Source organism: Nosocomiicoccus massiliensis, assembly GCF_002871345.2.
In the GTDB taxonomy this organism is placed as follows: domain Bacteria; phylum Bacillota; class Bacilli; order Staphylococcales; family Salinicoccaceae; genus Nosocomiicoccus; species Nosocomiicoccus ampullae_A.
In genome coordinates this window covers 1672401-1681677 of the sequence record NZ_CP136964.1, presented here as the reverse complement: position 1 = coordinate 1681677, position 9277 = coordinate 1672401, and the positions used below count along the sequence as shown (strand labels likewise).

Annotated in this window: 9 protein-coding genes; 2 read left to right on the top strand and 7 right to left on the bottom strand. The window is 36.9% G+C overall.

Features of this window, described 5'->3' with window-relative positions:
* Positions 1 to 109: 109 nt before the first annotated feature.
* The 6 genes from ptsP to purD all read right to left on the bottom strand — a co-directional run bounded on the left by ptsP (position 110) and on the right by purD (position 6089).
* Entirely contained in the window at positions 110 to 1798 is a 1689-nt protein-coding gene (ptsP, locus tag CJ229_RS08755) for a phosphoenolpyruvate--protein phosphotransferase (RefSeq protein WP_102167235.1), read from the bottom strand.
* On the bottom strand, positions 1791 to 2063 hold the full coding sequence (locus CJ229_RS08750; protein WP_068127998.1) for a phosphocarrier protein HPr: 273 nt from the start codon (positions 2061 to 2063) through the stop codon (positions 1791 to 1793). The genes ptsP and CJ229_RS08750 overlap by 8 nt, the downstream gene beginning before the upstream one ends.
* Positions 2064 to 2152: 89 nt before the next feature.
* The gene (locus CJ229_RS08745) at positions 2153 to 2590 is read right to left on the bottom strand and encodes a hypothetical protein (RefSeq protein WP_068127995.1); all 438 of its coding nucleotides are present in this window, start codon (positions 2588 to 2590) and stop codon (positions 2153 to 2155) included.
* A gap of 15 nt (positions 2591 to 2605) precedes the next feature.
* Positions 2606 to 3490 (bottom strand): formimidoylglutamase, encoded by an 885-nt coding sequence (gene hutG / locus CJ229_RS08740; protein WP_068127990.1) that lies wholly within the window; start codon positions 3488 to 3490, stop codon positions 2606 to 2608.
* Complete coding sequence (gene auxA / locus CJ229_RS08735) at positions 3483 to 4730, bottom strand: lipoteichoic acid stability factor AuxA (protein ID WP_102167234.1); 1248 nt, start codon at positions 4728 to 4730, stop codon at positions 3483 to 3485. Before auxA ends, hutG begins: the two co-directional genes overlap by 8 nt.
* A gap of 63 nt (positions 4731 to 4793) precedes the next feature.
* On the bottom strand, positions 4794 to 6089 hold the full coding sequence (gene purD / locus CJ229_RS08730) for a phosphoribosylamine--glycine ligase (RefSeq protein WP_102167233.1): 1296 nt from the start codon (positions 6087 to 6089) through the stop codon (positions 4794 to 4796).
* A gap of 154 nt (positions 6090 to 6243) precedes the next feature.
* On the opposite strand from purD, the gene folD reads away from it, so the two are divergent.
* A complete protein-coding gene (gene folD / locus CJ229_RS08725) occupies positions 6244 to 7095 on the top strand; it encodes a bifunctional methylenetetrahydrofolate dehydrogenase/methenyltetrahydrofolate cyclohydrolase FolD (protein ID WP_040929293.1) in 852 nt (283 codons plus the stop codon).
* A 911-nt stretch (positions 7096 to 8006) separates the two neighbouring features.
* Positions 8007 to 8654 carry an immunoglobulin-like domain-containing protein gene (locus CJ229_RS08720; protein WP_070622700.1) on the top strand — a complete coding sequence of 216 codons (648 nt, stop codon included), beginning with the start codon at positions 8007 to 8009 and terminating at the stop codon, positions 8652 to 8654.
* Between the two features lie 87 nt (positions 8655 to 8741).
* On the opposite strand, the gene CJ229_RS08715 is transcribed toward CJ229_RS08720, so the two are convergent.
* Positions 8742 to 9254 carry a type 1 glutamine amidotransferase domain-containing protein gene (locus CJ229_RS08715; protein ID WP_068127980.1) on the bottom strand — a complete coding sequence of 171 codons (513 nt, stop codon included), beginning with the start codon at positions 9252 to 9254 and terminating at the stop codon, positions 8742 to 8744.
* Between the last annotated feature and the right edge of the window lie 23 nt (positions 9255 to 9277).

The following is a 9277-nucleotide window of genomic DNA, read 5'->3' as shown; positions in this document are numbered from 1 at the left end:
ACTTTTCCTCCTCTATTATTAACACTTCTTGTATCTAGTATAGTACACATGTTCAGACTTTCACAAAAGATTCATAATTAAAATCAAAAAATCCTAAATACGAGTGTATTTAGGTTGATTTATCGAGTTTGCGTGCGATAGACAGCAGTTCTTCTTCTGTTTCAATTTGTGCGAGTAAAGGACGCAGTCTTTGCAGCTGTTTAATTTTTAACTGTGAAATACGAGTTTTCACTTCTACCATTTTATTAGGATCGATACTAATATGACGAATACCAAGTCCAAGTAATATCGGTAATGCTTCTAAATTTTGGCCGAGCACACCGCATATTGACACAGGGATATCGTATTTTTTCCCGCTCATAACGACGTTACGAATCACTTTAAAAATACTAGGATGCATCGATTGAGCGAGTAAATCAAAGTTCGGGCTCGTACGGTCAAACGCAAGTAAAAACTGTGTTAAATCGTTCGTTCCGATACTTAAAAAATCCGCATGTTTAGCGAAACTATCGACATGTATTGCTGCAGCCGGTGTTTCAATCATCGCACCGAGATCGATTTTGTCTGTCATTCGTAAATGAATTTTTTCTTCATTTAAGATGTTTTTAATCCATAAAAACTCTTCGACGGACGTGACCATCGGCACCATAATTTTAACCGTACCAAATCGACTCGCACGAATGATCGCACGGATTTGTTGACGAAGTGTACGTTCATGTAGTTTTAAAAATCTTACTCCACGGGTACCGAGTGCTGGGTTGACTTCATCGAGCAACTCTTCAGGATGATAAGGTAAAAACTTATCCCCACCGATATCGAGTAATCGAAACGTCACGTCATCTAGTGCTTTTACGACGGATTCATAAACTCTATTTTCATCTGTCTCTTTTGGGAAATCATTGTGACTCATATACATGAATTCCGTGCGCATTAACCCCGCGCCATCAGCTTTATATTGAATGGCTTCTTCTACGGATGACTGAACAGAAACGTTAGCAGATACACGGATTTTTACGTGATCTTTTGAATACGTATCTTTCGTCAGTTCGATTTGTTCATTCTTTTCTTTCATAAGAAAAATTGCTTCTAGTTCTTCTTTTGTCGGTGAGAAATTAATGACACCGTCCGCGCTGTTTAAAATCGCATAATGGCTGTCCTCTGCGTAACTTAAAACGTCACCGACGTTAAATAACGCAGGGATTCCCTTTGACATTAAGAGTAAGCCTGTGTGAGAATGTTTTGCACCGGATTCTAACACGACGCCTTTAATATACTTTTTATCGAGACTTGCCGTAATAGACGGTGGCAATTCTTTTGCAACGATAATCGTATCAGAATTTAGTTGTGAAAAGTCTACACGTGGCGTATATAAAAGATTTGCAATAATACGTTCTGTTAAATCGATAACGTCGTTACGACGTGCACGTAAATACGCGTCTTCAATTGCGTTAAATGATTCCGTCAGTGCTTCTTTTACAAAGTTAACCGCGTATTCTGCCGTCTTCCCTTTGTTAATAACATCTCGAATATCCTCGATAAAGTACGGATCTTCGAGCATCATAATTTGTGCTTCTAATATCGCTTCATCACCTAAAGAAATAGAGAACTCCCTATTATCTTGAATAACACGAAGTTCTCTTTTAGATGTCTCTATTGCGATATCGAGTCTTTGATGCTCTCTCCAAATAGAAGCAGCGTCTACCTCGTTCTTGTTAATATCAAAGTTGACGTCTCTTATGACGACAACTTTTCCACTAACAATCCCTGGTTCAACTGTAATACCTGTGAGTTTACTCATCACCTATCAGACCTTCATGAACTAATGTGTTTTGAATTGCTTCAAGCGCTTCTGTTTCATCATCACCGTCTGCGTGAATCGTAATTTCAGCACCCTTGCCAACACCAAGTGACATGACGCCCATGATAGACTTTAAGTTTACTTTTTTACTGTTATATTCTAAGTCAATGTTTGCTTTAAACTTCGTTGCTGTTTGCACAAGTTTTGTCGCAGGTCTCGCATGAATACCTGTTTCATCGACAATAGAAAAAGTCTTTTGTTGCATAATCTCTCTCCTTTACAAGTCGTTTAAACATCTGAATTAAACTAATTGTACACGATTTCATAAAAAAATTCATCTGAGACTTTAATTTTTTATTTTTTTAATTGTTGAACGACAAAATCGATATGGTTGTCACCGAGTTTTTTCATTAAGAAGTAACTCACTGCACCGTTTACACTATGCGTAACAATTTTAGAAACTGCAAGCGACGGTTTATTATTCTTTTTAGAGATTACTTTTAAAATTGCTTTTGTAGAAAACTTAGATACGACGTCACCGACTCCACTTGAGAACATAATCATAATACGTGTTTTTATAGAGTCTGCATTATTTTCGATTTCTTCTTTCGTCACACCGAATACTTCGTTAATTTCGTCTTCAATTTCTGTCATATATTTAACGTCTGTTCCTAAATCGAGTAAAGGGACAGGTAAAGCTGCTGCAATTCCAGATTTAATTGCTTTCTTTTTAACGAGTTCACGTGCGATTTCTATTTTTTCATTTAATAATTGTTCACTATATTCGTACATGTAAATTCCTCCATGTTATTTATTCTTCTCTGTGAGTAATGTTAACACAATGAATGCAGCTAAACTTGAAGTACGCTCATTGATATCAAGTGGTGGTGATACTTCTGAAACGTCAAATGACGTTAAATTGTTTAACGTTCCGAAATATTTCACTGTCGAAACGACTTCTTCAGCAGTAAATCCGTTTGGTGACGGCGCACTCGTTCCAGGTGCCACTCCTTCTTGAACGCTATCCATACATAGCGTCATGAAGACGTGATCATAGTTTTCGAGTTCACCCTTAATTGTGTCAAGTAGTGATTCGTTTTGTCGTACTTCGTCGAGCGTCCAGTATTTCACACCGAATTCATCTGCAGTTTCAAATAATGTTAACGTGTTTCCGAGTTGTTGTATTCCGATGACGTAATAATCGATATTGTCGTCTTCAGAAAGCATTTCATAAAACATCGTGCCGGAACTTTTACGTTCTTTTCTAAGATCAAAGTGGGCATCTAAATTTAAAACGGCAATTTTTTCTTCTTTAAACGCATCTCTTACGCCTAGGTAATGCCCGTAAACTGTTTCGTGACCGCCACCTAAGATGACAGTGAAGTTATCATTTTGAAGAAGTTTTGATACGACATTCCCGAGTTGTTGTTGGGACGCTTCTAAATCTTCGGTACCCTCAATACTACCAATGTCATAAACATCATTCATGTACGCCATTGACGACATTCTCTCACGAATTTTAGTCGGTGCTTCTTTCGCACCGACTCTTCCTTTATTTCGTTTCACACCTTCGTCAGACATAAATCCGACGATGACGTCTGACTTTGTTTCATTCGTATACGACTGAACGACTTGGTGGAAACGTTCTTTACGATCTGAATCAATGCGACCTGTATATTCGTGTTTAATCATTTCTCTCACCTCTAAATGTTTTAAATATACTCATTAAAAGAAGTGGCGTTGTCAGTAACACGAGCGAGATATTCAAAGGTAATATAAAAATGCTTAACTCGACATCTCTAAATAATGTTATAAAGAGACTCGTCGTTACTTTTAGCCATAAAGCGACGATGATAATCATTTGTCTGTTGTATGCTTTATCTTTTAACGTATTAAGCACTGTAAATAAAATATACAGTACCGCAAGCAGAAACGTTAACGCTAAGTTAAACCACTCGTACATATATTTTACATTTGAAATTTTAAATAGCCCTTCAAATACGACGTTGTTACGGTTGTTAAACTCTAAAAAGATAACGATTAACGTCAAGAATCCAAAGACGAGTTCAAAGTAATTCACTTTTACCCAGCGGATCGGCTTAATTTCAAAAAAGTTATAAAAAGCGTTAATTACTTTGTCACGCACACGGTATACAGCATGCATAAACGTAAAGTATTTGTTGACGTCTACGTTTAACTTAATTTTACGTCTCGCGTGAACACGTGACATTTCTCGTTCTTCATCTTTCACTGGTCGTTTTAAAATGTTTTCTGATTTAGATAAAAAGACACCGACTGATAGTGTGAGTAATGCGAGTGTCCACGTCATCGTGTAGTACATGTTGATCGATAATACGTCTGTTGGACGAAGCCCAGAATCGATATTAGAGTACACGCTATTTTGCGTAACAAAATATGCCACACTGTAAAAGAATAAAATGACTAAATATTGCGCTTTACGATATGTTTTATCGAAATATTCGTTAAAGACGTTATAAATCATATGTACACTAAACGCGAGTAAAAATAAAATACTGCTCCATCCGTATACGTGTGACATTAAAAATGTCGACCATAAAAACATGACAAACGTTAAACTAAAAAAGAATACGATAAAACGACGGTCGTAAGCTGTCGTTCTATTCATTACTTTCGCAAACTTAAACATCAGTAGTCCGAGTCCGATAAGGACAACACCTGACAGTAACGTAATCAGTAAAGAATGCTGAAATACAATACCTAAAATATTTTTAAGCTCTATAAAAAATATATTGATAAAATCAAATACGTTTTTAATCTTTTCCCCGGAAATATCTTGTTTATTTGTAATACTTTTAAAGTTAATTAATATAAACAATCCTTGTATAAGAAAAAATACGCCAAGTAGCGTACAAGCAATCGTTTCTTTGTGGTCATTAAATCGTTTATACATGACTTCACCTCTTTAAGTATTATACAGAAAAGAGACGTGTAAATCATCAAATTAAAAGACGAGCTACTGCTCGCCTTTCTCTTTACTGCTATTTAATGCACGGTGACCGATATCTTCTCTGTAGTAAAAATCTCCGTCATTGTATTTGATTTGTTTCATGTGTTTATTTACTTTGTTTAATGCTTCTTCGATCGTGTTCCCGTGGTTGCACACCATGAGAACGCGTCCTTTACTTGATATATAACTGCCATCTTCTTTTTGAGATAGCCCACTAATATACATATACTCTTTTAAAGATTCAGGGAAATCTAACTCGAGACCGACGTTTTCTTTATATGGATAGTCTTTTGTCGCAAGTACAGCACCTGCCATAAAGCCTTTTTTCCACTTCATTTCAAAAGACTCTTTACGTTTTAACTTTTCAAGCATATTTAAAAAGTCGTTTTCTAACATACTCATTAACACTTGTGCTTCCGGGTCACCAAAACGTGCGTTATACTCTAACACTTTTACGCCGTCTTTTGTATGCATCGCTCCTAAAAATAGGACCCCGAAGTATTTCATCCCCTCTTTAACCATCGCGTCAACTGTAGGTTTTACAAGTGTATCAATCGCTTCTTGGCGTACTGAATCGTCAAGGTGTGTGATTGGAGCATATGCTCCCATACCGTCTGTATTCGGTCCGACTCCACGCTTATACGCAGATTTATGGTCTTGAGCGATAATTTCAAACGGATGAAATACATCTTCATTGACGAGTACCATTAACGAAAACTCTTCTCCGTCTAAATATTCTTCGATAATAATCGGCTCGATTTTAGGTGTGTCTTCTCCTTTAAATTGAGCGATATAATCGAGTGCTTCATACGCTTCATCTTGTGACTGTGCGACGACAACTTTCGTGTTGTCACCGAGTCCATCATGTTTAATAACGATTGGATATTCAGATTCTGTTAAATAGTTTTTTGCTTCGTTGTAGTTTGTAAATATTTTATAATCCGCAGTTGGGATATTGTATTTATTAAGTAATTGCTTCGTAAATATTTTAGAAGTTTCTATTTGAGCCTCGTGTTTACGTGGGCCAAAAACAGTTAAACCGTACTCATCGATTAAAAAGTCTGCTAAACCTTTTTCGAGTGGTTCTGGCGGTCCGATAATGACCCAGTCGATTTGTCTTTCGATACAAATACCTGCAACCGCATCAAAGTCATTTGGGTCTACTCTATACATCACTTCACAAATATCATTCATGCCAGCATTACCAGGTATCGCAATGATATTATCTGCAGCTTTCGAGTCCGCTAACATTTTAACGATCGCATGTTCTCTTCCGCCGCTACCTATAACTGCTACATTCATTTTACATTCTCCTAAGTTACCTGTTGTACTTCCATTATACAAAAAACGCTTTCAGTTTGAAAATATTATCACGTTTTTAATCCACCTTTGTTTAGTAGAATTTTTCGAAAAAATTTGTAATAATAACAGTAACACGAATATAGGGGGATATTTCATGACAGCAGAATTATTAGACGGTCGCGAAATCGCGAAAGATTACCGTGCAGGTTTACAAGAACAAGTTGAAGCATTAAAAGAAAAAGGAATTACACCAAACTTAACAGTCGTTATCGTTGGTAACGATGGTGCTTCATTATCATATGTAAAATCTAAAAATAAAGCCGCAGAAAAAATCGGTATGTCGTCAGGTATTATTCACTTAGAAGAAGACGCAACAGAAGAAGAAGTACTAGACACAGTTCGTCGCCTAAATGAAGACGACAACGTACACGGTATTTTAGTTCAAGTACCACTTCCAAAACAAGTAGATGAAAACAAAGTCCTCGAAGCAATCGCTCCGGAGAAAGATGTCGATGGATTTAGTCCAGTAAACATCGGACGAATGTACACAGAACAAGAAACGTTCATTCCATGTACACCACTTGGAATTATGGAGTTATTAAAACATACAGGATCACTCGAAGGAAAAGAAGTTGCAGTAATTGGACGTTCACATATCGTCGGACAACCAGTTTCTAAACTATTAACAAACGAAAACGCAACAGTCACACTGATGCACTCACGCACAAAAAACATGGTCGAAAAATTAAAAGACTATGACGTCGTAGTATCAGCAGTAGGAAAACCAGGACTCGTTCACGGAAAAGACCTTAAAGAAGGCGCAATCGTGATTGACGTAGGAAACACAGTCGTCGACGGAAAACTCGTCGGAGACGTCGATTTCGAATCTGCAAAAGAAGTCGCTAGCTACATCACACCAGTACCAGGCGGTGTTGGCCCACTTACGATCACAATGGTATTAAACAACGCACTCATCGCAGCAAAACGCTTAAACAATGTAGAATAAAAAAATGTCCAGCACTCTGCTGGACTTTTTTATGGAAGTGACCCCACTGTTAATGTGACGCCACTGTGTGTCGCGTCAGTGGTTGGTTTTTTTCTCTTGGTGATAGTGAGGCGGCGTGGTTGTTGGTGTGTTTTTACTCTTTAAAGGGGTTTGGTGTTTTTCTTCGGATTTTATTTAACAAAAAAATCGCGATTTTGTTAGATATCGTGGTTTATTTAACATATTTCGCCTCAACACCACTGTTTTTGTTAATTATAAATTTTTATCTAACAGATTCGCACGCTGTGAGCCCGTTTTTGTTAATTATCTTGATATATCTAACAGATCAGCTGATTTTTTGTAAATAAGAGATGCACAGAAGGTTCTTTATCCTTTAAAAAGATAAAAATACCCCTTCTAGAAATTTTATTTATCAAAAATATCGCGATTTTGTTAGTTATCCCGATTTATTTAACATATTTCGGATTAGCGGGGATGTTTTTGTTAATTATAAATTTTTATTTAACAAATCCCAGCGCTGTGAGCCGGTTTTTGTTAATTATCTTGATATATTTAACAAATTAGCTGATTTTTTGTAAATAAGAGATGCACAGAAGGTTCTTTATCCTTTAAAAAGATAAAAATACCCATCCAGCCAATTTTATTTAACAAAAAAATCGCGATTTTGTTAGTTATCCCGATTTATTTAACATATTTCGGATTAGCGGGGATGTTTTTGTTAATTATAAATTTTTATTTAACAAATCCCGACGCCACAACCCGGTTTTTGTTAATTATCCCAACATATCTAACAAAAACAAGCAAATTCTGTTAAATAAACGAAGCAAGCCACACCTTCACTCAAGTTGATGCTTTTTTCTTTTCAGATTTCATAGTAAACTATTATTAAGATGCTTGAAGGAGAAATTTGTATGAAAACTGCTTTAATTAAAATTATGATTGGTATTTTACCGACTGCTTTTTCTGCTGATGCATTAGAGCATGCTACGATAGAAGATAATAGCGATAATTCTGTTCAAATTGATAAACTAATCGAGGACTACGACGGCAACTATCCGACGATTTACAACATCGGTGAAGTGAATGTTCAAGTCGGTGATAGCTTTGATCCGCTCGCTGGTGTGTACGCAATTGATTCTAAAGATGATTTAACTTCTGACATTGAAGTATCTGGTGACGTTGATACGAATACTGAGGGTCAGTACGTATTAAATTATAAAGTAACAGCTGAAGACGGGGCATGGTATGAAAACTCTAGACTCGTTACTGTGTCACAAGAGCCGTCGACTGAACTTCCTAAGTCACCTTCAAAAAGTAAAGAAGGTCCACGCGTCACATTTAAAAACGTGAAAGACGTGACAGTTTCTCAAGGCGAGTCGTTTGATCCTAAAAAAGATATCACTGTCATCGACACAGACGGCCATGATATTACTGAAGATGTCTACATCGTTGGAGATGAAGTAAACACTGACAAGCCAGGAGAGTACTATATCGCTTATACAGTCATCGACCGCTTCGGTAAGCCGAACGCGAAAGCCATTACGGTGACTGTCGAATAAAACACTCCCGACAAAACACCACAACACAACAAATACTCAATACACAAAAAAAGGTGAGACGCATTTACTACGTCTCACCTTTTAAATTTATTTAAGAGCTTCTTCGATTGCTTTTGTGAAATCATCGAAGTCATCTGGTGTACGGCTCGTCACTAAGTTGTTGTCGACGATGACTGATTTGTCTTCCCAGTCTGCACCAGCATTAATTAAGTCAGTTTTAACGTTTTTAACTGACGTTAAATTTCTGCCTTTTAATAATCCTGTGTCGATTAAAAACTGTGGTCCGTGGCAAATTGCAAACACTGGCTTATCTGCTTCTAAGAAATGTTTTGCAAATTTTGCTGGTCTATCTTCAGCGTCTCCACGTAAAACGTCTGGTGAGAATCCACCTGGTACGAGAAGTGCTGCGTAGTCTTCAGCATTTGCATCGGCTACTGAAACATCCGCTTCAAATTTTCCGCCTTGCTTACCTTCAACTACTTTACCTTCTGGTGATACGACTTCTACTTCGTATCCTGCTTCTAAAATTGTATCTTTTGGTACTGTGTACTCACTATCTTCTACTAAATCTGTCATTAATACTGCAACTTTTTTAGTCATAAAATAATTGCCTCCTAAATCGT